Here is a 21,102-nt window from a genome sequence, read left to right as displayed (position 1 = left end):
AAGAGATTCATAGAGCGATTGCTTCTATTATACAACAAAATATGGGATTGTTAATTGTTCTCCAAAAAGAAAACCAGCCCATGATGGGCTGGTTTGATTCATTTATTCTTGATTTTCCGTTGTTTCATCTCCGCTGGACTCGTCGCTGTTTTCGTTATCTGCGTCTTCTTCCGGTGGTGTATCGCTTGAACCATCATCGGAATTACCTTCTGAGTCATCGGATTCGCCGCTTTGATTATTGTCATTAGCGGAATCATTATTCTCTTCTGTACTTTCATTTGACTCGTCTGCATTGGAGTCGTTCGTGTTTTCATCGTTGTTGCCATTGTTACCTTCGCTGCTGTTTTCACTACTGGAATCATTCGTATCCTCTTCTGGTTCCGGCTCTGGTTCCGGTTCCGGCTCAGGGTCCGGCTCCGGCTCCGGTTCAGGCTCCGGCGCCCCTGGATTTCCGACCGTCACGGAAGAGGAAAGACTGGATGATTGACCGAAATAATCCACCGATCGAACCGCGTAGACACCTTCGCCTGAAAGGCTGTACGACGTGTTCACTGTGCTGCCAAGCAGGGAATAGCTGCCACCCGGCTCAGAAGCGCGGTAGACCCGGTACCCGACGACATCGCTGCTTCCGGATGCATTCCAGCTGATGGTTGACCCGCTGGCAGAAACCGATCCCGGAGCGGAAGGCGCTTTGCCATCATTATCAATGGACGACACGGTTGATCCGATGGAAGAAGAGGAAGGCAGAGCTACATTGCTCCATCGAGATGAATTAGGAATTAATTCACTTAATTCTTCAGAGGAAGTCAATCCTTCCTCATCCAGCCATTCAGGACTCAATGTGACACCGCCGCCGTCTTTGACGAATTCACGCGGAGTATCCGGTCCAGCGATAACCAATTTATCTTTCACGCGTACGAAGTCGCCGCCGATCAAGCTGTCATCGACTTTTGATGGAGCATAGTCGGCATCAAAAATGTCACTGTCTACAAGGCCTGCGGATGAGCATAAGTCAGAAGGCAGCATTCCTGATGTCGCACAGTAGGAACTCGTTACAAGCCCGCCCGGGTTCTCGAAATCATTGCTTGGAGCCATCAGTTCCGGACGTAATTCCGTGACTGCATTGACTACATCGGCCCACAGCCCCTGTGTCCGCTGGTTGTAGTTCATGTTCTGCATGTTGCCTTCATCAAACCCTGTCCACATTCCGACAGAGACATTCGGGTTCGTAGCAACAAACCAGGAGTCTTTCGTTGCCTGTGATGTCCCGGTTTTACCCGCCCACTCGACACCGCGGTTAGCGAGCAGCCCGCGTACACGGGAGCCTGTCCCGTAATCGAGTACATCTTTCATGACATCCAGGGTAAGGTAGGAGGCCTGCGGACTGAACACCTCTGTTTCTTCCGCTTCGTGCTGATAGACGGTCTCCCCGTCCTTCGTTTCAATTTTTTCAATCATATACGCATCGACGAATTTACCCATGTTGGCAAAAGTAGCAAATGCATTCACATTCTGTTCGACGGATATGCCGTAGGTTAATGCGCCGAGGGCCATGGATTCATTCGTATAGTCCTCCTTGTGTAATCGATCTTTCATCCCCATTTTCTCTAAATAACTTTTTACTGGGTTATCGCTCTTAATCTCATTGTACTGTTTAACAGCTGGCACATTATAGGACTGGGCCAGCGCATATCGGGCACTGACAAAGCCTTTATGGCTTCTGGAGAAGTTCCTTACCTCTGTACCGCTGTCGTAATAATAAGGGACATCGGCAATAACGGATCCCGGCTGGGCAGCCCCCATGTCAAAGCTCGGACCATAGACGAGCAGCGGCTTCATCGTACTACCGTTGGAACGGTAGGCCTGTGTGGCATGGTTGAGGTTTGTCTCATCAAAGTCATGTCCGCCAATAAACCCGTGAATTTTCCCTGTGGAGTTTTCTATTATTACGCTGCCAAGCTGGAGGGAAATATCTTTGGTATCCCCTGTAGGATCTCCGTTTTCATCACGGATGGGAACGGTTTTCACTGGCCAGTTGGATGAATAGGAGTCTTTTACATCCTGCATCGCATCATAAACTTCTTTATCCAGTGTTGTATGGATTTGATAACCGCCGGAGGACATTTCCCGCTCCGCCAGTTCATCGTACTCCCGGGCCAGTTCTTCATCATCGTCCAGGTCTTCCTGGGTATGACCGTTTTCTTTCATTAAGTAATCTTTAATGAGACCTCTAGCACGACTCTGTACTTCCTGGTTGATGGCGGGGTATTCGCTGATTGCTGTTGGTTTAGCATCAGCCAGCGTTTCATCGTTCAACGAGAAAGTCATCGCCTCGTCGTATTCCGCTTTTGTAATGTATTCCGCTTCCAGCATACGTTCGAGCACTTCGTGCATCCGGTCTATGCCGGGTTCCAGTCCTTCTTCGTCCTTAATCGTCCCATCATTGTTGAAAGGGGTATAACCGAAGGGGGATTGTGGCAGGCCGGCAATAAAAGCCGATTGGGCCAAGGAGAGTTCACCGGCATTTACGCCGAAGATGCCCTGGGCAGCTGTCTGTACACCCGCTACGTTCTGCCCGTTCGCATTCCGCCCGAACGGGACGATGTTCAAGTAAGCTTCGAGTATTTCTTCTTTTTCAAAGAAACGCTCGATCCGGAGGGCAATGAGCATTTCCTTGGCCTTCCGCTCAAATGATACTTCGTTCGTTAAAATCTGGTTTTTAACGAGCTGCTGAGTCAGTGTACTTCCACCGGTTTTCACGGAGGAGTTCGTCACTTCCTGAACGACCGCACGCATGACGGCTTTCGGGACAACACCCTGGTGCTCTTTGAAATACTCGTCTTCCGTAGCGATGACGGCATTTCTTAAATAATCACTGACTTGATCGAGCTCAACGACCTCCCGGTACAGGTCGGAACTGACATCTCCAATTTCTGTTTCGTCCGTGAATAACATCGTCGACGTCTGCGAATAATTGTAAATATCATCTTCCATATCCGCCTGGCTCCGTACCGGCTCATCCTTTACGAGAGAGGCAAAGTATCCAGCTCCGACACCGCCGGCGAAAAACAAACCGATCACACCGATAATGATAAAAAATAAGATGACGTTCCAAACGACATCGTATGTGATCCGAGTGTTTTTCTGTATACGCCCCTGCTCCCATAAAGAGCGGAAATCTATCTTATTTCGACCGTTCTTCTGGTTATTAGACATGAATAAAACCTCCTAAAAAATCCAACAATATTATAACATACCCCTCTGTATTAAGACACGACGGGACTTGGGATTTTGTTGCATTTTTTTCTGGGATGTGTTAAATATAGTACATAGTTTCATAAGTGTGCGTGGATGGATTGAAGTAGAATGAAGATCCCTGTTGCAGAGAGCTGACGGTTGGTGCGAGTCAGTACATATTGGATTTCGAATTACGACCCGGAGCATCTTCTGGTAGGAATCAGAAGACGGTGGAAACCGTTATCGATAGAAGTGGCACGTTTTATGTGCAACAAGGGTGGTACCGCGAAGACCTCGTCCCTTTTTCAGGGATGGGGTCTTTTTTGTGTTCCGAATCTGAAACCACAGCTTAATGGAAGTTATGACAAGTAGAGGAGTGTTTGTAATGAATTTATTAGAGGATCTGCATCAGCGGGGACTGGTCAATCAAATGACGGATGAAGAAGGCCTGCAAAAGCATTTGGAGAACAATCAGGTGACATTGTACTGTGGGTTTGACCCAACGGCTGACAGCCTGCATATCGGCCACCTGCTTCCTGTACTGATGTTGAAAAGGTTCCAAGTAGCGGGTCACCGTCCGATTGCTCTTGTCGGTGGTGGAACAGGGATGATCGGAGACCCAAGCGGACGGTCATCAGAACGTCAATTGAACAGTGCTGATGTTGTGAAAGGATACAGCGACCGTATCAAGGATCAGCTTGCTAAGATCCTTAACTTTGATGATGGGGAAAATGCTGCTGTCGCACGCAATAACCACGACTGGCTTTCTCAAATGTCAATCATCGACTTTCTGCGGGATACAGGGAAGCACTTTGGCGTCAATTACATGCTGGCAAAGGATTCCGTGGAATCCCGGATTGAACAGGGGATCAGCTTCACAGAATTCAGCTACATGATTCTACAGTCCCTGGACTTCCAACAGCTGTATCAGAAAGAAAACTGTACGCTGCAGATCGGCGGCAGTGATCAGTGGGGAAACATTACAGCGGGTCTTGAACTTCTGCGCCGTTCTACAGCGGGGGAGGAAGAAGTAGAAGCTTACGGACTGACTGTTCCTCTTATTACGAAAGCAGATGGATCCAAATTCGGAAAAACTGCGGGTGGAGCGGTTTGGCTTGATCCTGAAAAAACTTCTCCATACGAGTTTTACCAGTTCTGGATCAATGCAGATGACCGTGATGTGATCCGTTACTTGAAGGTCTTTACATTCATGGGCATGGATGAAATTTCAGCACTTGAAAAAGAGCTTCAGGAGCGTCCGGAAAAACGTGTGGCGCAGCGCCGACTTGCAGAGGAAATGACGAAGCTTGTCCATGATGAAAAAGCACTTCAGCAGGCGGAGCGTATTTCAGAAGCTTTATTCAGCGGCGATATCAAAGCTCTCACAGGGGAAGAAATTGAACAAGGCTTTAAAGATGTCCCGTCCTTTACGTCTGAATCCAAAGACCCTCAGCTGCTTGATTTGTTGGTAGATGCCGGGATCTCATCGTCCAAGCGCCAGGCGCGGGAAGATATCAGCAACGGTGCAATTTACATCAATGGGGAGCGGAACCAGGATCTGAAACATACCATTCAGCAGGAAGAACGGATGGAAGACCGCTTTACGATCATTCGTAGAGGGAAGAAGAAGTATTTCCTTATCCGTTACTAATATCACGAAAAAAGCAGGGATTCCCCTGCTTTTTTCTATAATGAAACCGGGAGGCACGATGAATCGATGGGTGAAAACCAAGGGTTGATAAGAGAAGCTGCAGCAGGAGATGCGCCGCAGTTGAAAACTTGTATGCAAAAAGCATACAGGGTTTATGAAGAACGGATGAAAGGAAAAAGACTTCCACCATTGGATGTAGATTATGAAGAAGAGATCGCCTCCTATCCCGTATGGGTAATAGAAAGGGAAGGGGAAATCATAGGTGCTGTTATTCTTACGTTTGACTTCTCCTGCACACAGGTCGCCAACATTGCTGTGGATCCGGATTATCAAGGACGGGGGTTAGGTCGGAAGCTTTTGGATTTTGCAGAGCAGCAGGCCCTTGATCGTGGGTGTGTGGAAATGCGCCTGGCCACGCATGTACTCCTGACAGAAAATGCAGCGTTCTATACAACCATGGGATGGGAGGAAGTAGGAAGGGATGACGCCCGTGTTTTCTTCAAGAAATCTTTAAGCATCAAGGATAAATAAAAAAACCGCCGGAAAGGCGGTTTTTTTGAAAAGCTATTAACGAGAGTAGAATTCAACGATAAGAGCTTCGTTGATTTCAGATGGAAGCTCAGAACGCTCAGGGAAACGAGTGTACGTACCCTCACGCTTGTCTTCGTCGAAAGTAAGGTATTCTGGAACGAAGTTGTTCACTTCGATCGCCTCTTCTACGACGTTAAGCTTTTGAGATTTTTCGCGAAGGCTGATCACTTGACCAGGAGCTACGCGGTAGGATGGAATGTCAACGCGGCCGCCATTAACAGTAACGTGACCGTGTGTAACAAGCTGACGCGCCTGGCTGCGTGTACGTGCAAGACCGAGGCGGTACACAAGGTTATCCAGACGAGATTCAAGAAGAATCATGAAGTTCTCACCGTGGATACCTTTCATATTTCCGGCTTCTTCGAACATGCGGCGGAATTGACGCTCAGTCAAGCCGTACATGAAACGAAGCTTCTGCTTCTCTTGAAGCTGAAGACCGAATTCAGAAAGTTTTTTACGTTGGTTAGGACCGTGTTGTCCTGGTGCGTAAGGGCGCTTTTCAAGCTCCTTACCTGTTCCGCTTAAAGAAATACCATAGCGACGTGATTTTTTCCAAGTTGGACCTGTATATCGTGCCATAGGAATTTCCTCCTTTTTATTTTATTTCGCATAAAATAAAAACAGTGTGTCCTGCTTCCATTGCTCATTATGTTTTCATGCACCATCGCCCCAGCAGCAGAGGGTTACACGATGCACCTCCTTAGAGGAACAAAATGATAACAACGGCGGCTCACATAGGCTGCCATTTATTTTACACAACGAATATTATATAAAGAATAATAGAGGAAGTCAAGGTGTTCTCTGCTTTTTTATTAAAGATTTTCAACGTATACCGCGTGTCTGCTGTCACAGCACATTGGATTGTCATTTTTTACATATACATATCTGTTTTTGGGTATAAAGAGATGGTACAATATACTTAAAAGTGTGTGCGGGAAGACAGGTGAATCGGATGAGTGTCCCATGCTCTATCGAAATGAAGTTTAACCGCTTGAACAGTCGTCTCTTTGAATGGATGATGACTGAGACGCCCCCTGCGTTTGAACCATTCCTCATCAGGCTGATGAAGGAAATGAAGGATTTTATGCACGCAGAGGGCACAGCCTGCTACATGTTTCATCAATGGAGAGGCGTGTATCAGCTTTACAGACAAGAAGATACACCCGTCTATTTTCATCAATCCTCTGCCATGGCTGCTGCACCCGGTCCGGAAGAGGAGATGCCTGCTCCTTCTATAAAGCGGCATATGCTGACACAACCTGGTCATGATGATCAGGTGATTGTCCTTCCTTTGAAAAAAATGGGAGAAGTCGTCGGGTATCTGGCTTTCACTTACAGAACTAAAGCTTCTTCTCTGATGCCTTCCTCCGATCTGAAAGCTGCAGCTGAAAGCTTGGAGAAGATTATAGAAAAAGCGGATGCCTTTTATACGATGAAGGAAGAGAAGAGAATGTTTGAGCGTCTTTTGAATGTGACCGCTCACTTTCATTCCTCTATTGATATACAAACCGTGTTAAAGGAGATCATTGCGACGCTTTCTGAAGTGTACCCATCCTTTCAATACCATCTTCACCTTTCTCAGGAGTTTGAGGAAATGGCTGACCTGCCTGTGTACGTCCTCTCCTATAATGAAAGCTTCAGCAGCAATCCGGGTCTTCAGGCTTTTATCACAGGGGAATTTCGAATCATTGAAAATCCGAATGGGCAGGAGTTCTTATTATATGCACCGCTTAAAGGGAGGCAGGGCGTGTATGGCGTGCTTCAGATTACTATTCCCTATACCCTTCCTATCAGGGGGGAAGAGGTGGAGTTCTTCATACAAATTGCCGGTACGGCGGGAAAGGCATTTGAGAATGCACGTTTATATGAGCAGGCCCGGAAACAGAATAATGACCTCCAAATTATTACCGCAGCCTCCCAGCGTTTGAATTCCTATACCAAACTGTCGGAAAAGGCGGCATTTATGGTAGAACAGATCCAGGAAGTTTTTCAAGCAGACGAGGCAGGCTTTCTTACCTATGCAGGGGAAGGGGGAGCGAGCGTCCTGGAAGGCAGTTCCAACTACTTCGCCTCGGTTTTCAATCTTGAAGAAGTTTCAGCTATCCAATCGCTGTTCGAAAGGGAGGGCGGCGGTCCGGTTTTTATCAGTGATCTTCATGGGGAGAGTGCGGATGTCCTTCATCCTTACCGATCACTGATGGCGGTTCCCATGAAGGATCATCAACAACAAACCGGGTTTGCGGTCGTCCTGCATAAGAAACCGTCTTTTTTCTCCTTTGATTCCTTTAAGCTTCTGCAGTCCCTTGTTCAACATTCGGCTCTAGCCTTTGCCAATTCCATCCTTCAAGAGGAACTGGAACGAACAGTGATCACCGATTACTTAACAAAACTTCATTCCAGGATTTATCTGGATGATCGTTTGGATAAGCACATCAAGGAAGATGAGCAGGGGCATTTAATATTGGTAGATATCGATCATTTCAAAGCGGTGAATGACACGTATGGACATCAGACAGGAGACGAAGTCATCTGCCAGGCTGCGGCGGTGATCCAGGAGGAAATGGCTGGTTCTTCCGGCCTGGCCGCGCGCTGGGGTGGGGAGGAGCTGGCCGTGTATTTCCCTTCGACCAGTGCAGGAGAGGCCTTTCAAATCACGGAAAGTATCCGTGAGCGAATCGCTTCAGAGACCCATCCAGGGGTCACCGTATCCTGCGGGTTTGCCTCCTGGAAAGCGATACATGGCAGACCGGAAAGGAAAGCGCTTATCCTTCAAGCCGACCGCGCCCTCTATCAAGCAAAAAAAGCAGGACGGAACTGCACTAAAAAAAATGATCCAGATATTTAACCTCTATGTTCTTGGTATCAGCGAATTCAAAGGGGAGATAGATATAATAAAGTCCCATTCTTTAAAAGAACGGGACTTTTTTGTCTATTAAATATAGTGTTGTAGAGTTTCCACGAACTCGACCAGCTTCTGCTCGTCCACTTCATCGAAGCGGCCTTTAGAAGGACTGTCGATATCCAGAACGCCGTAAATGTCTCCGTTTTTAACAACGGGAACGACAATTTCGGACTGACTGGCTGCATCGCAGGCGATATGGCCCGGGAAAGCGTGGACATCTTCTACGCGCTGAACTTTTCTTTCAGCGACGGCTGTCCCGCATACGCCTCTTCCAGAGGGAATGCGTACACAGGCGGGCATACCCTGGAATGGTCCGAGCACAAGCTCGTCTTCTTTCCATACATAAAAGCCGACCCAGTTTACATCATCGAGGAACTGGTTGAGCAGGGACGATGCGTTGGAAAGGTTGGCCACAGCATCTTTTTCATCCTCGATCAAGGCTTTCAACTGCTTATTAAGCAGATCATACTGCTGCTCTTTTGTACCTGAATAAGTCATGGATTGGAACATCATAGACCTCCTAATCATTTTTATTCGACAAAACATGGGAGATTTGTCGGGATTTGCAGGGCGATTCTAAGCAGGATTTCCCAAGATTATAGAGAATCCTATCCCGAGGGGGAAAAAATAATGAATCGACCGAATGGAACACGCAACAAAGTGTTGGACGTAGCCTGCCGCCTATTCTACAGCCAGGGGTTTAATGGAACATCGGTCAGAGATATTGCTAAGGCAGCCAATGTGAATGTTTCATTGATCCATTACTACTTCAAAAGCAAGCAGGGCCTTTTTGAATCGCTCGCTGTCAGTTACTTTGAACCCTATCTTGAAATGCTTGAAAGTGAGCAGCCCTCTGAGGATGGCAGCCGTCTTCATTCGTTAGTGAAGCAAATTCTACATTATAAACAGACTCATTATCAACTATCCTGTCTCTTAAACCGGGAGCTTTCCCTGAATACCGTTTTCGCCAGGGAAATGCTCGTCACCTATCTGGCTAAGGAAAATCACTTGTTCACGCAGATTTTATTTGATAAACATTCCCACATTGAAGTGACCTTCAAAGAGAAGCTCTGCCTTTTACAGCTGAAGGGGCTCTTGAATGCCCCCTTCACGATGCCTCATGAATTTAAAGATCCGTTTATTACAGAAGCCTCCATTGACCATTTTGTTGAGGTATACAGCGACTTAATGAATGAACATCAATCAGTACAGCTTATCGCGGCCAGGGTTTGATCAAGGAATGATCAACAGCTTCCCAGCCCTGCTTCAAAGCAGAAGCGGTATGGGCATCCGATCCATAAATCAATGGAATTCCCATGGAAGAAGCCTCCCGGGCGATGGCAAGCGGCGGGTAGGTTTCTTTACAGTGGATTTTTTTCATTCCTGCCCCGTTATAATCGAGTTCAAAGCCATGTTCCCTGACCAGGGTCAAAAAGCGGGAAGCACTGGCCGGCCATTCTTCCGGACCGGGATAAAGCTTCTGAAACTTCCTTACTAAAGTCATGTGGCCGATGCGTTTTGGTTTATAAGAGCCTAAGGGGGTTCGGACGGATTGGGCAAGGGCTTCGTAATAGGCGTGGTAGAGAGCCTCTATGCTTCCGAAGTCTGCCGCTGCCTCTTCGAACATATCCGGACTGTAATCGATACAGTACCACGCCCTGTTCCCTTTGAGAAAATGGACGGAGAGGATGCTGTCGTCCAGTTCCGGACCATAGGTGTCAAGAAACGATGAGATTTTCTTCTCGTACCCTTCGATATAATCCACTTCGAGTCCTTTCAAAATCGTCAGGTCCTTTTTGTATTGTTTCTGCAGCCCGGCCAGATCCGCCAGGTAGTTTTCCAGGTCCTCGATTGTCATGCTGCTGTCTTTAGCTGGTGCGGGATCTGTAAAGGAATCAGGAAGAGGAGCGTGTTCGGTGAACGTCAACGCCGAATATCCTGCTTTTATGGCATTTTCTATATAACTTTCAAGCGAATCCTTCGACCCGTGAGGGCAGTAGGGAGTATGGATGTGACCATCTTTCATCCGGCCGTCCTCCTTTAATAGAATTTTTTGTCAGTACACTAATAATTTTGAAATAATTTAGCCAAAAGGCTGTTTTACATGGTATCATTATAAACAACTAAATCACATATCGGAACGTAATTCATCCGTAGGACATGTTTATTGTAAGGAGGCTATTTATGAAGTACGTCATAGGGGCTATATTACTACTTATTGCAATGTTCATCATCGGGCTGATTTGGCGTAAAAAGGTCTATGATGAAGTGGATCGTCTGGAAGGTTGGAAAATGGATATTATGAACCGGCGCGTAACGGAGGAATTATCCAAAGTAAAAAACCTGAACCTTTCCGGCGAGACACAAGAAAAGTTCGAAACATGGCGTGAACGTTGGGATCAAATCCTTACAAAAGAACTGCCCGAACTGGAAGAATACCTTTTTGACGCAGAGGAAGCGGCCGACAAATACCGGCTGAAGAAAGTCAGGTCCGTGATTGAAAATACTGAAAAGAAACTGGAATCGATTGAAGAAGATATAAAAACGATGCTGACAGAATTGGAATATCTTCTGAACTCTGAAAAAGAGAGCCGTGTGGAAATCGAATCCATCGCTCCTGAATTGAAAGAATTGACGAAACGTCTGATCCAGAACCGTCACCAGTACGGGAAAGCCGTCAGTTTTTTTGAAAAAAGGGTGGATGCACAGAAAGAAAAGCTGTCCCAGTTTGAACAGCTGACAGAGCAGGGGGATTACCTGGAGGCCAATAAACTGGTGCAGACCGTTAAGGAAGAGACCGTCCTGCTTCAGGAGGATGTAGAAGCTTTCCCCGAACGGTACCGTAAAGTGAAAGTTGAACTTCCGGAACAGCTGAGGGAGTTGAAAAGCGGAATCGAGGAAATGAAAGCAGAAGGCTATCGGATTACCCATTTCGAATTTCTGCCGGAAATACATAAACATGAGCGCACACTGACTGAAGCTTTTGAAAAGCTGGAGCAAGGGGATCAATCCGATGTTCAGGAAGCTGTAGAAGCCATTGAGTCCAGGATCCAGGAGATGTATCAGGTGCTGGAAGGCGAAGCCGTTGCTCATCAATATGTAGAAAAACAGTTTGAACCTCTTAAAGCGAAGCTGGATGAGCTGGAAAGCATGTTGAGTGTGACAGAACAAGAACTGAATGAGCTGCTTGTAACCTATCAGCTCGAAGAAGATGATGTGGAATCCCACCAAGGATTGAAAAACTGGTTCAATCAGCTGAGAAAGAAAATGATCAGTCTCGAATTCAAGCGCCAGGATGGGGAAACCGCCTATTCCGAACTGCGTGATGATCTGGAACAGCTGCAGAAACAGACCGCTGACCTCCAGGAGAAACATGAATTCTTCCAGGAGCGGGTGGAAAACCTGAGGAAAGACGAACGCGAGGCGAAGCAGCAGTTGAGAAAAATGGAAGAGCTGTTGATGGAAACCCACCGTCGTCTCAAGAGGAGTAATATCCCGGGAATTCCTGTTTTTATCTTTGAAGATATGAAAGCAGCGAGTGAAAAAGTGGATGAAGTTTTTCAAAACCTGGAGAAACAGCCCCTGGATATGAATGATGTTCACGCATCTTTAGACGAAGCGGTTGAACTGGTGGAAAAACTGAGAAACGATGCTGAAAAGGTGATGGATAAAGCTCATTTATCAGAGCGCCTCATCCAACATGGGAATCGATATCGGAGCAAGCATCCACTGCTGGCGGCTAAGCTGCTTGAAGCTGAAGAGAAGTTCCGCTCCTATCAGTATGACGAAGCTTTAACTCTGGCGGCTGAAGCGGTAAAAGAAGTAGACCCCGGAGCGCTTGAGAAAATGGAAGCAGAAGAAGAAATGCTTGTCTAGGACGTGGATGCATGAGAAAAAAACTGCTAATAGGCTTATCCGCAGGTGTCGTCCTCCTATGGACAACAGTACTTGTTTTTCTCCTCCTGCCTGGTGACAGCGGACGTCTTCCCGCATCGGAACACAGCTACATCCGGCTGGACGACGGAGTGGAGGAAAAGCTGATGAAGCAGACGGATAGTGAGAACCCGTCCGCCATCCTATTTTCTGAAGGTCAGCCTGAAGATATTTTGGGAAGCATGGAATACACACAGTCCTGGGTGGATGATGTGACGGAAGATGGAAAGCTGAGTATAGATACGATCCTGGAACATTTGGATTCAATGGAATAAGCCGTCTTCCGGTGAAAAAGGCATCTGCAGTCCTGCAGATGCCTTTTTTTGCGGGGCTGCGGCGGGGGCCGGCTGTTTCATTTCTGCCGTTGGTGTGGTAGAATTATGGACTGCAATTCGAAAAAAGGAGTCAAAGCCAATGATATACTTGGATAACAGCGCGACGACCCAGCCTTATCCGGAAGTGCTGGCAAGTTTCCAGAAAGCCGCAGAGCAGTATTTCGCCAATCCTTCCTCCATTCACAGTCTGGGAAGTGAAGTGGAGCGGCTGCTTGATCGTTCCCGAAAGCAGGCAGCCAGTCTGCTGCATGTGGACCCGAATGAGGTGATCTTTACCTCTGGTGGTACAGAGGGGAACAATATGGCGGTGAAAGGGGTGGCTCTGCAGCATCAAAATAGAGGAAAACATCTGATTACAACTTCTATTGAGCACCCATCTGTCATGGAAGCTTTTCGAGCCTTGGAGTCATTGGGCTTTGAAGTTACCTATATAGACGTAAATCGACACGGCCTTGTAGATGCTGGAGCTGTTATGAATGCCGTCAGGCCGGATACCATTTTAGTCAGTGTGATGTCTGTAAATAACGAGCTGGGTTCCATTCAGCCCATTAAGGACATCGGACAGAAACTGAAAGCACATCCGAAAATTCACTTTCATGTAGACCATGTCCAGGGACTTGGTAAAATCGATCTTCCCATGAATGAATGGGGCATTGATTTGTGTACCATTTCGGGTCATAAAATTCATGGTGTGAAAGGGACCGGGGCCCTTCTTGTCCGGAAGCGTGTTTCCTTATTCCCAATGCTTCATGGGGGAAGCCAGGAAGCTGAATTGAGAGCGGGTACCGAGAACCTCCCTGGAACGGTAGCCTTTGTTAAAGCCCTCCGCATCCTGAAGGAAAAAGAGCACCATCACCGGGACCATTTATGGAAGTTGAGATCCCGGCTTAGGGAAGCCTTAAGGAAACGGTCCTATTGTGTGTTGAACTCTCCAGAGGATGGCGTTTCCCACATTACGAATTTTTCTATACCCGGCTTGAAACCTGAAGTGGTCATCCACGCATTAGGGGAGAAAGAAATTTATATTTCGACCAAGTCCGCCTGCTCCTCCAAGCAGCCGGATGTGAGTGCTGTCCTGAAGGCTTGTAATTTTGATTATGACCGTACCACATCAGCGTTAAGAGTCAGTTTTTCTTCACAGAATACGGAAGAGGATATTAAACAATTTGTAGATGCACTGGATGAAGCTGTCCATCACTTACAAGCTGCAATGAGGTGAGCAATCAATGAAATTCGATCGTATTATGATCCGTTATGGTGAAATGGCGTTAAAAGGAAAAAATAAAAAGTTATTTGAACAGAAGCTGAAGTACAATTTGTCGGGTAAACTCAAGGAGTTCCCTGAAACGACGATTGAAAAGACCCAGGGGCGTATGTATGTACACTTAAATGGAGAGCATCCTCAGAAGGTTATGGAAGCGTGCCAGAAGGTATTTGGGATTCACAGCCTGAGCTTTGCTGTGAAGGTTGAGCAGACAGAGGAAGCGATGAAAGATGCTGTTCTGCTGGCTTTTCGTGATGCTGAAGGAGCCCGGACCTTTAAAATCTCTTCCAAGCGAACGGACAAATCATTCCCGCTTCCATCCCAGGAAATCAACCCGATGCTTGGCGGGCATATCCTTAGGAACACAGACGGTGTCACGGTCGATGTCCACCATCCTGACGTAGAGATCAAAGTGGAGGTCCGCCACGAAGGTGTCCTCATCACGGCACGTGATTATCCGGGAGCCGGCGGTCTTCCGGCGGGTACGACAGGAAAGAGTCTGCTGATGCTTTCCGGAGGAATCGACAGTCCTGTGGCCGGGTATTTGACGATGAAGCGCGGGGTGGAACTTGAAGCGGTCCACTTCCATTCTCCGCCTTATACGAGTGAACGTGCGAAACAGAAAGTGATTGATCTTGCCCAGGAACTGGCTAAGTTCGGAAGCAAGGTGAAAATCCATGTCATCCCGTTCACAGCTGTTCAGCAGAAGATTCACCGTGAAATGCCGTCCGGGTACAGCATGACGATTACGAGACGGATGATGATGAGAATAAGTGAGAAAATCGCGGAGCAGCAGGGAATTCTGTCCATAACGACAGGCGAAAGTCTTGGTCAGGTGGCCAGCCAGACGATGGAGAGTATGAACACCATCAATGAAGTAACCAATTACCCTGTGATCCGTCCACTTGCAGCGATGGATAAGCTTGAAATCATTGATATTTCCCGGAAAATAGGAACGTATGATATTTCGATCCGTCCATTTGAAGACTGCTGTACGGTCTTCGTACCAAAAGCGCCGAAAACAAAACCGACAAGAGCGAATGCAAATTACTACGAATCCAATACCGACTTTTCGGAAGATCTTGAGAAGGCGGTCCGTGAATCCTACACCATCGAAGTCGATGCGAAGGGAAGTACGGACCAGCAGGAAGACGCTTTTGATGATCTCTTATAAGCTCTTGAAACCCTGACCTATCCTAGGTCAGGGTTTTGTTTACAGTTCTCTTTTTTTCCTGAATATGTTATAGATAGTAGTAAATGAAAAGAGAGGAAGTGTTGGCATGAAGCTTTGGTATGGTGGAAAAATTTATACCCTGACAGCTGAAGACGCTTGGGTGGAATCTGTTGTGACTGAAGGCGGGCGCATAAAAGCTGTAGGGGATACTCAGGATTTGTTTGAATCCTATAAAGATGATATTAAGGAAGAAATCGATCTGAAGGGCGCGGTGATGTACCCTGGTTTTACAGACAGTCACCTGCACATCCTCGGTCACGGCGAACGGCTGATGCGTCTGGATTTATCTTTTATGAAATCGGCCGAGGAAGTCAAGCAGGCCCTTCAGCTGCACGCGGAACAGCTTCCTGAAGGTGAATGGATTATCGGGGATGGCTGGAATGAAAATCAGTGGGAGGAAAAGCGGATCATACATAAGGACGAACTGGACGAAATCTCCAGAGATCATCCCATGATGCTTACGCGGGTCTGTCGTCATGCTCTGCTTGCCAATACAAAAGCCATGGAGCTTGCGAAGGTTACAGATCGTACTCCCGATCCTCAGGGAGGGGTGGTCGTTAAAGATGAGTCCGGACGTGTGACCGGATATTTCCACGATAAAGCTCAGGATCTGATCAAATCAGCCATGCCTGAGGTTACACCGGAATATTTAAGGAAAGCAGCAGATCTTGCGGTCAAGGATATGCATGCCTTCGGACTTGTCGGTGGTCACAGTGAGGATTTGAACTATTACGGAGGATTCAAAAGAACCTATGACGCCTTTTTGGGTGTGATTGACGGGAAAACAACAAAGTTCAGGGCCCACCTGCTCATTCATCACGGTGTAATCGAGCAGGTGGATGCGTATGGGCTTGGATTCAAACAGGGAACGGACTTTGTAGAACTGGGAGCGTTGAAAATTTTTTCTGATGGAGCTCTTGGAGGACGGACAGCCTGGTTGAAACAACCTTATGCGGATGATCCGGACAATTATGGGGTAGCCATCCATACGCAGGAGGAACTGGACACCCTCGTCGGCGAAGCACGGAAGCGGAACATGCCTGTGGCCGTTCATGCTATCGGAGACGGAGCGGTGGAAGCTGTAGCAGATGCAGTAGCCAGAAATCCTCTCAAGACAGGCGAGCGTGACCGTATCATTCACGCCCAGATTTTAAGCAGTGAATTGATTCATAAGCTTCAGCATTTGAACGTCGTTCTGGATATTCAGCCGACCTTCGTAGCTTCTGACTTTCCGTGGGTGATGGAAAGGCTTGGGAACATGCGTCTGAAAAACTCGTATTCGTGGAAAACGCTTCTGGATGCCGGCCTTACGTGTGCCGGTGGATCGGATGCTCCAATTGAAGAAATTAATCCGCTTCTTGGAATCCGGGCTGCGGTGGACCGAAGAGCCTCCTATGATCATGAAGTGTACCAGGCAGAAGAAAAGCTGAGCGTTTATGAAGCCGTCTGTCTGTATACGAAAGGAAGTGCAGAAGCGATTCATAAAGAGGGAGAGCAGGGGATGATCCAGCCTGGATTCACCGCTGACTTTACAGTGCTGGACAGAGACCTCTTTGCACTGAAATCGCATGAACTTGCAGATGCAAAAGTGACGATGACAGTGGTCGACGAAGATATTGTCTATCAGCGCTCCTGATATCAAAGGCCTCCACGGATATTTTCCGCGGAGGCCTTTTGTGATGGTTATAGGAAGGTGCGTTTCACACGATCCCAGTACGTATTATTTTTAAGCTTGACCGTTTTGATCACTTTTTCACTGAGGTTTACTGTAACGTCATGGATGTTTCGGATGGAGAACGCTTCATTGTCCATGCCGATAATCGGGTAGTCGTTTCCATCTTGTCTGACTTTAAGGTTCAAGGTTCTTTCTCCACTGAGGATGAAGGATGAACCGAGGGTCCGGTAACGGTTGTTATTCAAGGAGGCAAGCTCACTGATTTGGAAGCACGGGAGTTTTGGATCGACAACGGCTCCATTGATGGATTTGTTGTAGGCTGTACTTCCAGTTGGAGTGGCGATGATCAATCCGTCTCCCCGGAACGTTTCAAAATGAAGATCATCAATATACACATCAATGACAATGGATTTAATCAATGTCGACCGTACACTGCATTCATTCAGGCAGGAGAAGGTGGATTCATCGTTGATGGTGGTATCGATAACAGGGAAGCGCCGTACCTCTACTTCTGCATTTTTCATGGCTTCGATCATTTCATCGTGATCATCAATATTAAAGTCACAGTACAGGCCGGCTTCATTCTCACTGCGGATCCCTACATACAGGCAGTCCTGCCGGAATCCCGTTTTTCTGACAGCTTGAAGAAAGGCCCCGTCTCCTCCGACAGCAATAATGATATTGGCGTCATTAGAATTTTCAACAATTTGGAAATCGTTGTCCCTTGCCAGCTGGAAGAGAGCTTCTAATTTATCCTGAAGTTCGGTTTTTTGATGATAATAAAAGTATAGGTTTCTACGTTGATCTGTCATCATGACTCCTCCTTTAAGTTGTACAGCTTCAGCCATATCATATCATTTCAAAAGTGTAAGCGCACACAGTTTTCAAATAAATCGGGAAAGTTTCACATTGTTGAATTACGGCATGGTTTTCGTTATGGTTAGTTTAGACCATAATGGAACAAGTACGTAAACGGGCGCATTTTGTTATTGACAACGTGCGTCATTTCTTTGGAATTTTACGGAGAAGGAGTCTAATAGTTATGAAGCAGGAACATGTAGAACAACTATTTCAATGGATTGATGATACAGCAACAACGATTTCAGAGGATATGAATATTACCTACCTCGAATCCATTGCGGAAACAATGGATGTATTATTCAACGGTCAGCCGTTTGATGACATGAGTGAAAACCTTCAAACGTATTTGACAAATGAATTGACGAAAGTGAATAAGGACAATCATGAGAAGGAAGAAATCCGGAAAGCTGTTCAGCTGGCGATTCTGAAAGGGATGAAAGGAGCCACACAGCAGCAGCACTTGATCACTCCGGATTCTGTCGCGATGTTTATGGGGTATCTCGCCTCCCGCTTGTTTGAAGGCGAGGAGGAATTGAAAATCTTCGATCCGGCTGCGGGAAGTGCCAACTTGATTACGTCGGTGATGAACCAGCTTGACATGCCGGTGAACGCTTATGCCAGTGAAGTGGATCCTACATTGATCCAGCTGGCAGTCACCAACGCCAACCTGCAGAAAAACAAGATTGAGTTCTTCCACCAGGACAGCCTGGCCCCGTTTTTAATGGAGCCTGTTGATTTTGTTATGGGAGATCTTCCGGTGGGTTACTATCCGGATGACGCGCAGGCAGCGAAGTATGAGTTAAAAGCAGAAGAAGGCCTTTCCTACGCTCATCACTTATTCATTGAACAGGGACTGAACTACACGAAAGAAGGCGGGTACCTGATGTTCATCGTGCCGAACTTCCTGTTTGAAAGCGATCAGTCCAAAGCTTTGAATGCCTACCTGCGTGAACACGCCCATATTGTAGGAATGCTTCAGCTTTCTGATTCTCTCTTTAAGGATGAGAAGCACGGCAAGAGCATACTAATCCTGCAGAAGAAAGGGAAGGATACAAAAGCGCCGAAACAGGCCCTTCTTGTGAAACTGCCGTCCTTTAAAAATCCAAATGGTATGGCGGATATCCTCAGTCAAATGAACGCCTGGTTTGATGAATATAAAAGCCGGTAATTGTGAGAAAATAATGAATATAACAAGTAAACGTTAACATCACCGAACTGCCTTGAAATCAAAGGGTGCGGGTGATTAAATAGTAATGGTAGAAAGTTACGAACCTATAGTTAAGGGGATGAGCATCGTTGAGTAATAACATTCTTGCTATCAATGCCGGCAGTTCATCGTTGAAATTCCAACTGATCGAAATGCCTGAGGAAACAGTCGTTACAAAAGGCCTCGTCGAGCGGATCGGTCTGGATGACGCTGTGTTCACCATTGAATTTAATGATGAAGAAGATAAAGCGGTAACAGAAATTCCTGATCATGCCGAAGCGGTAAAAATGCTTTTGGATAAGCTGACAGCCAACGGCATCATCAACTCTCTGGATGAAATTAACGGTGTCGGCCACCGTGTCGTCCACGGAGGCGAGCGCTTCAGTGAATCTGTATTGATTACAGACGAAGTGATTGAAGAAATCGAAGAGGTATCGGACCTTGCACCGCTGCATAACCCTGCCAACCTGACAGGAATCAATGCTTTCCGTGAAGTGCTGCCGAACGTTCCGCACGTGGCCGTTTTCGATACAGCCTTCCACCAGTCCATGCCTGAGCAGTCTTACTTGTACAGCCTGCCATATGAGTACTATGAAGAGTACGGCATTCGTAAATATGGTTTCCACGGTACGTCTCATAAGTATGTTTCCGAGCGTGCAGCGGAAATGCTCGGCCGTCCGGTTGAGGAGCTTCGTCTGCTTTCCTGCCACCTTGGTAATGGAGCAAGTATTGCAGCGATTGAAGGTGGAAAATCCATTGATACATCCATGGGCTTCACACCGCTTGCCGGGGTAACAATGGGAACCCGTTCCGGGAACATTGACCCTGCCCTTATTCCATTCATTATGGAAAAGACGGGTAAGACAGCGTCAGAGGTTATGAATGTATTGAATAAAGAAAGTGGAATGCTGGCTCTTTCCGGTTTCTCCAGCGATCTGAGAGACATCGAAGTGCAGGCGAATGAAGGGGACGAACGTGCAGAGCTTGCTCTCGAAGTGTTCGCAGCCCGTATCCACAAATATATTGGTTCCTACGCCGCCCGCATGCACGGAATCGATGGCATCATCTTCACAGCAGGTGTTGGTGAAAACAGTATCACAATGCGTGAACGTGTCCTTAAAGGATTGGAGTTCATGGGTGTTTACTGGGATCCATCCTTGAACAAAGTCCGTGGAAAAGAAGCGTTTGTGAACTACCCGCACTCTCCGGTCAAAGTTATGGTCATTCCTACCAACGAGGAAGTCATGATTGCCCGCGATACTGTGGAAAAAGGTTTATAAGAAAGGTCAAAGCAGTGAATCCGGTTCTCCGGGTTCATTGCTTTTTTTTCGTTGTTAAGGCTACAATAGAGGAAAAGGCTGCCTTATAAGGGGGAGAATGGATTGGCTGATGATCGAATCCGTAGAGAACTTGAGGTATGGCTTCAGCAGTTCCGGCAGTACCAGCCGAATGATTTTGAAAACATGTATGATCAATGGATGCATCAAAATTTTCAGAACCTGGACCCTGGAGTCAGAGATAAATTCTTTTCCAAGCTGGATGCGTGGTTCTTCCACACCCATGCGTTTCTCCAAGGGACGTCCTATCAATATGAGGCGCGTGAGCGGATTTTGACCGCCGGCAGGATCTTTTCTTCCAACATCCATCACATTCAGGATATGGAAAAAGAGTTGACCACTGATCAATTGACTTACATTGCTGAGCAGCAGATGGCTCGTGGGCGTCTGTATTCTTTTGCTCAGGGTGGATTGACGGGGGCTGGAGGATGGTTGTTTCTCGGTGTCGACTATCCGATGATGATGCTTATGAACATCCGGGCCATTCAATTGATCGGACTTACCTTTGGCCATGAAATGAATCATCCTTACGAAATGATGATTTCCTTGAAGGTGTTTCATGCGGCGACACTACCCAAGCGTTTGAAAGCGCAGGCCTGGGAAGATTTGATTCAGGAAGTCGAGAAAAAAGAACATAACTTCATTGTTGCCGGTGATGACCGCCTGACGGATGAAGGATGGCTCGAGCAGCCGCTGAAGCACTGCTTCAAGTCCCTGTTCATTTTGATGTTCAGAAAAAAACTGGTGCAGGGTCTTCCCTTTATAAGCATAGCCATCGGCGCATATTCGAACTACCATTTAACGAAGCGGGTGACGGAATTCGCTATGAAATTTTACCAGTATCGTCACATCACGAGTGAGGAAGGAGGCTGAAC

Annotated in this window: 17 protein-coding genes and 1 other annotated feature; of the genes, 12 read left to right on the top strand and 5 right to left on the bottom strand. The window is 47.0% G+C overall.

Going from position 1 to position 21,102, the window contains the following annotated elements; translation table 11 throughout:
- Nucleotides 1–102 precede the first annotated feature (102 nt).
- Complete coding sequence (locus ACXAGL_RS01745) at nucleotides 103–3,216, bottom strand: transglycosylase domain-containing protein (protein ID WP_474989571.1); 3,114 nt, start codon at nucleotides 3,214–3,216, stop codon at nucleotides 103–105.
- A 123-nt stretch (nucleotides 3,217–3,339) separates the two neighbouring features.
- Nucleotides 3,340–3,542 (top strand) — a binding site (T-box leader).
- 80 nt (nucleotides 3,543–3,622) lie between these two features.
- On the opposite strand from ACXAGL_RS01745, the gene tyrS reads away from it, so the two are divergent.
- Both tyrS and ACXAGL_RS01735 read left to right on the top strand, forming a co-directional pair.
- Nucleotides 3,623–4,888, top strand: a complete 1,266-nt coding sequence (gene tyrS / locus ACXAGL_RS01740) for a tyrosine--tRNA ligase (protein ID WP_474989569.1) — start codon at nucleotides 3,623–3,625, stop codon at nucleotides 4,886–4,888.
- Between the two features lie 66 nt (nucleotides 4,889–4,954).
- Complete coding sequence (locus ACXAGL_RS01735) at nucleotides 4,955–5,419, top strand: GNAT family N-acetyltransferase (RefSeq protein WP_474989567.1); 465 nt, start codon at nucleotides 4,955–4,957, stop codon at nucleotides 5,417–5,419.
- 36 nt (nucleotides 5,420–5,455) lie between these two features.
- Here ACXAGL_RS01735 and rpsD read toward each other — a convergent pair whose 3' ends face one another.
- Nucleotides 5,456–6,058: a 30S ribosomal protein S4 gene (gene rpsD, locus ACXAGL_RS01730; protein WP_027955125.1), complete on the bottom strand. Its 603-nt coding sequence runs from the start codon at nucleotides 6,056–6,058 to the stop codon at nucleotides 5,456–5,458.
- Nucleotides 6,059–6,431: 373 nt separating this feature from the next.
- Between rpsD and ACXAGL_RS01725 the strand changes: the two genes are divergently transcribed.
- Nucleotides 6,432–8,324: a sensor domain-containing diguanylate cyclase gene (locus ACXAGL_RS01725; RefSeq protein ID WP_474989565.1), complete on the top strand. Its 1,893-nt coding sequence runs from the start codon at nucleotides 6,432–6,434 to the stop codon at nucleotides 8,322–8,324.
- Between the two features lie 87 nt (nucleotides 8,325–8,411).
- On the opposite strand, the gene ACXAGL_RS01720 is transcribed toward ACXAGL_RS01725, so the two are convergent.
- Complete coding sequence (locus ACXAGL_RS01720) at nucleotides 8,412–8,891, bottom strand: GAF domain-containing protein (RefSeq protein ID WP_474989563.1); 480 nt, start codon at nucleotides 8,889–8,891, stop codon at nucleotides 8,412–8,414.
- 120 nt (nucleotides 8,892–9,011) lie between these two features.
- Between ACXAGL_RS01720 and refZ the strand changes: the two genes are divergently transcribed.
- On the top strand, nucleotides 9,012–9,614 hold the full coding sequence (refZ, locus tag ACXAGL_RS01715) for a forespore capture DNA-binding protein RefZ (protein WP_474969208.1): 603 nt from the start codon (nucleotides 9,012–9,014) through the stop codon (nucleotides 9,612–9,614).
- Here refZ and hisJ read toward each other — a convergent pair.
- On the bottom strand, nucleotides 9,595–10,407 hold the full coding sequence (gene hisJ / locus ACXAGL_RS01710; RefSeq protein ID WP_474989561.1) for a histidinol-phosphatase HisJ: 813 nt from the start codon (nucleotides 10,405–10,407) through the stop codon (nucleotides 9,595–9,597). The genes refZ and hisJ overlap by 20 nt on opposite strands.
- A gap of 158 nt (nucleotides 10,408–10,565) precedes the next feature.
- Here hisJ and ezrA point away from each other — a divergent pair, with 158 nt between their 5' ends.
- The 5 genes from ezrA to ACXAGL_RS01685 all read left to right on the top strand — a co-directional run bounded on the left by ezrA (nucleotide 10,566) and on the right by ACXAGL_RS01685 (nucleotide 16,783).
- A complete protein-coding gene (gene ezrA / locus ACXAGL_RS01705; protein ID WP_474989559.1) occupies nucleotides 10,566–12,257 on the top strand; it encodes a septation ring formation regulator EzrA in 1,692 nt (563 codons plus the stop codon).
- 11 nt (nucleotides 12,258–12,268) lie between these two features.
- Entirely contained in the window at nucleotides 12,269–12,589 is a 321-nt protein-coding gene (locus ACXAGL_RS01700) for a hypothetical protein (RefSeq protein ID WP_474989557.1), read from the top strand.
- 139 nt (nucleotides 12,590–12,728) lie between these two features.
- Nucleotides 12,729–13,868 (top strand): cysteine desulfurase family protein, encoded by a 1,140-nt coding sequence (locus ACXAGL_RS01695; protein WP_474989555.1) that lies wholly within the window; start codon nucleotides 12,729–12,731, stop codon nucleotides 13,866–13,868.
- A gap of 7 nt (nucleotides 13,869–13,875) precedes the next feature.
- Entirely contained in the window at nucleotides 13,876–15,087 is a 1,212-nt protein-coding gene (thiI, locus tag ACXAGL_RS01690) for a tRNA uracil 4-sulfurtransferase ThiI (protein ID WP_474969203.1), read from the top strand.
- A gap of 106 nt (nucleotides 15,088–15,193) precedes the next feature.
- Entirely contained in the window at nucleotides 15,194–16,783 is a 1,590-nt protein-coding gene (locus ACXAGL_RS01685; protein WP_474989553.1) for an amidohydrolase, read from the top strand.
- A gap of 47 nt (nucleotides 16,784–16,830) precedes the next feature.
- On the opposite strand, the gene ACXAGL_RS01680 is transcribed toward ACXAGL_RS01685, so the two are convergent.
- A complete protein-coding gene (locus ACXAGL_RS01680) occupies nucleotides 16,831–17,634 on the bottom strand; it encodes an NAD kinase (RefSeq protein ID WP_474989551.1) in 804 nt (267 codons plus the stop codon).
- Nucleotides 17,635–17,864: 230 nt separating this feature from the next.
- Here ACXAGL_RS01680 and ACXAGL_RS01675 point away from each other — a divergent pair, with 230 nt between their 5' ends.
- The 3 genes from ACXAGL_RS01675 to ACXAGL_RS01665 all read left to right on the top strand — a co-directional run bounded on the left by ACXAGL_RS01675 (nucleotide 17,865) and on the right by ACXAGL_RS01665 (nucleotide 21,100).
- Complete coding sequence (locus ACXAGL_RS01675) at nucleotides 17,865–18,851, top strand: class I SAM-dependent methyltransferase (protein WP_474969200.1); 987 nt, start codon at nucleotides 17,865–17,867, stop codon at nucleotides 18,849–18,851.
- Nucleotides 18,852–18,979: 128 nt separating this feature from the next.
- The gene (locus ACXAGL_RS01670) at nucleotides 18,980–20,170 is read left to right on the top strand and encodes an acetate kinase (RefSeq protein WP_474969199.1); all 1,191 of its coding nucleotides are present in this window, start codon (nucleotides 18,980–18,982) and stop codon (nucleotides 20,168–20,170) included.
- Between the two features lie 102 nt (nucleotides 20,171–20,272).
- On the top strand, nucleotides 20,273–21,100 hold the full coding sequence (locus tag ACXAGL_RS01665) for an EcsC family protein (RefSeq protein ID WP_474969198.1): 828 nt from the start codon (nucleotides 20,273–20,275) through the stop codon (nucleotides 21,098–21,100).
- Nucleotides 21,101–21,102: the final 2 nt, after the last annotated feature.

The organism is Halobacillus sp. ABA4_118, assembly GCF_056160205.1.
This window is presented reverse-complemented; position numbering and strand designations above follow the sequence as displayed.

What these genes read in the sequence shown, in the direction of transcription:
- tyrS (WP_474989569.1), top strand. Translation starts at nt 3,623, where the DNA reads ATGAATTTATTAGAGGATCTGCATCAGCGGGGACTGGTCAATCAAATG.
- ACXAGL_RS01725 (WP_474989565.1), top strand. Translation starts at nt 6,432, where the DNA reads ATGAGTGTCCCATGCTCTATCGAAATGAAGTTTAACCGCTTGAACAGT.
- ACXAGL_RS01680 (WP_474989551.1), bottom strand. Translation starts at nt 17,634, where the DNA reads ATGACAGATCAACGTAGAAACCTATACTTTTATTATCATCAAAAAACC.
- hisJ (WP_474989561.1), bottom strand. Translation starts at nt 10,407, where the DNA reads ATGAAAGATGGTCACATCCATACTCCCTACTGCCCTCACGGGTCGAAG.
- refZ (WP_474969208.1), top strand. Translation starts at nt 9,012, where the DNA reads ATGAATCGACCGAATGGAACACGCAACAAAGTGTTGGACGTAGCCTGC.
- ACXAGL_RS01675 (WP_474969200.1), top strand. Translation starts at nt 17,865, where the DNA reads ATGAAGCAGGAACATGTAGAACAACTATTTCAATGGATTGATGATACA.
- ezrA (WP_474989559.1), top strand. Translation starts at nt 10,566, where the DNA reads ATGAAGTACGTCATAGGGGCTATATTACTACTTATTGCAATGTTCATC.
- ACXAGL_RS01700 (WP_474989557.1), top strand. Translation starts at nt 12,269, where the DNA reads ATGAGAAAAAAACTGCTAATAGGCTTATCCGCAGGTGTCGTCCTCCTA.
- ACXAGL_RS01735 (WP_474989567.1), top strand. Translation starts at nt 4,955, where the DNA reads ATGGGTGAAAACCAAGGGTTGATAAGAGAAGCTGCAGCAGGAGATGCG.
- thiI (WP_474969203.1), top strand. Translation starts at nt 13,876, where the DNA reads ATGAAATTCGATCGTATTATGATCCGTTATGGTGAAATGGCGTTAAAA.
- ACXAGL_RS01695 (WP_474989555.1), top strand. Translation starts at nt 12,729, where the DNA reads ATGATATACTTGGATAACAGCGCGACGACCCAGCCTTATCCGGAAGTG.
- ACXAGL_RS01685 (WP_474989553.1), top strand. Translation starts at nt 15,194, where the DNA reads ATGAAGCTTTGGTATGGTGGAAAAATTTATACCCTGACAGCTGAAGAC.
- ACXAGL_RS01745 (WP_474989571.1), bottom strand. Translation starts at nt 3,216, where the DNA reads ATGTCTAATAACCAGAAGAACGGTCGAAATAAGATAGATTTCCGCTCT.
- ACXAGL_RS01720 (WP_474989563.1), bottom strand. Translation starts at nt 8,891, where the DNA reads ATGTTCCAATCCATGACTTATTCAGGTACAAAAGAGCAGCAGTATGAT.
- rpsD (WP_027955125.1), bottom strand. Translation starts at nt 6,058, where the DNA reads ATGGCACGATATACAGGTCCAACTTGGAAAAAATCACGTCGCTATGGT.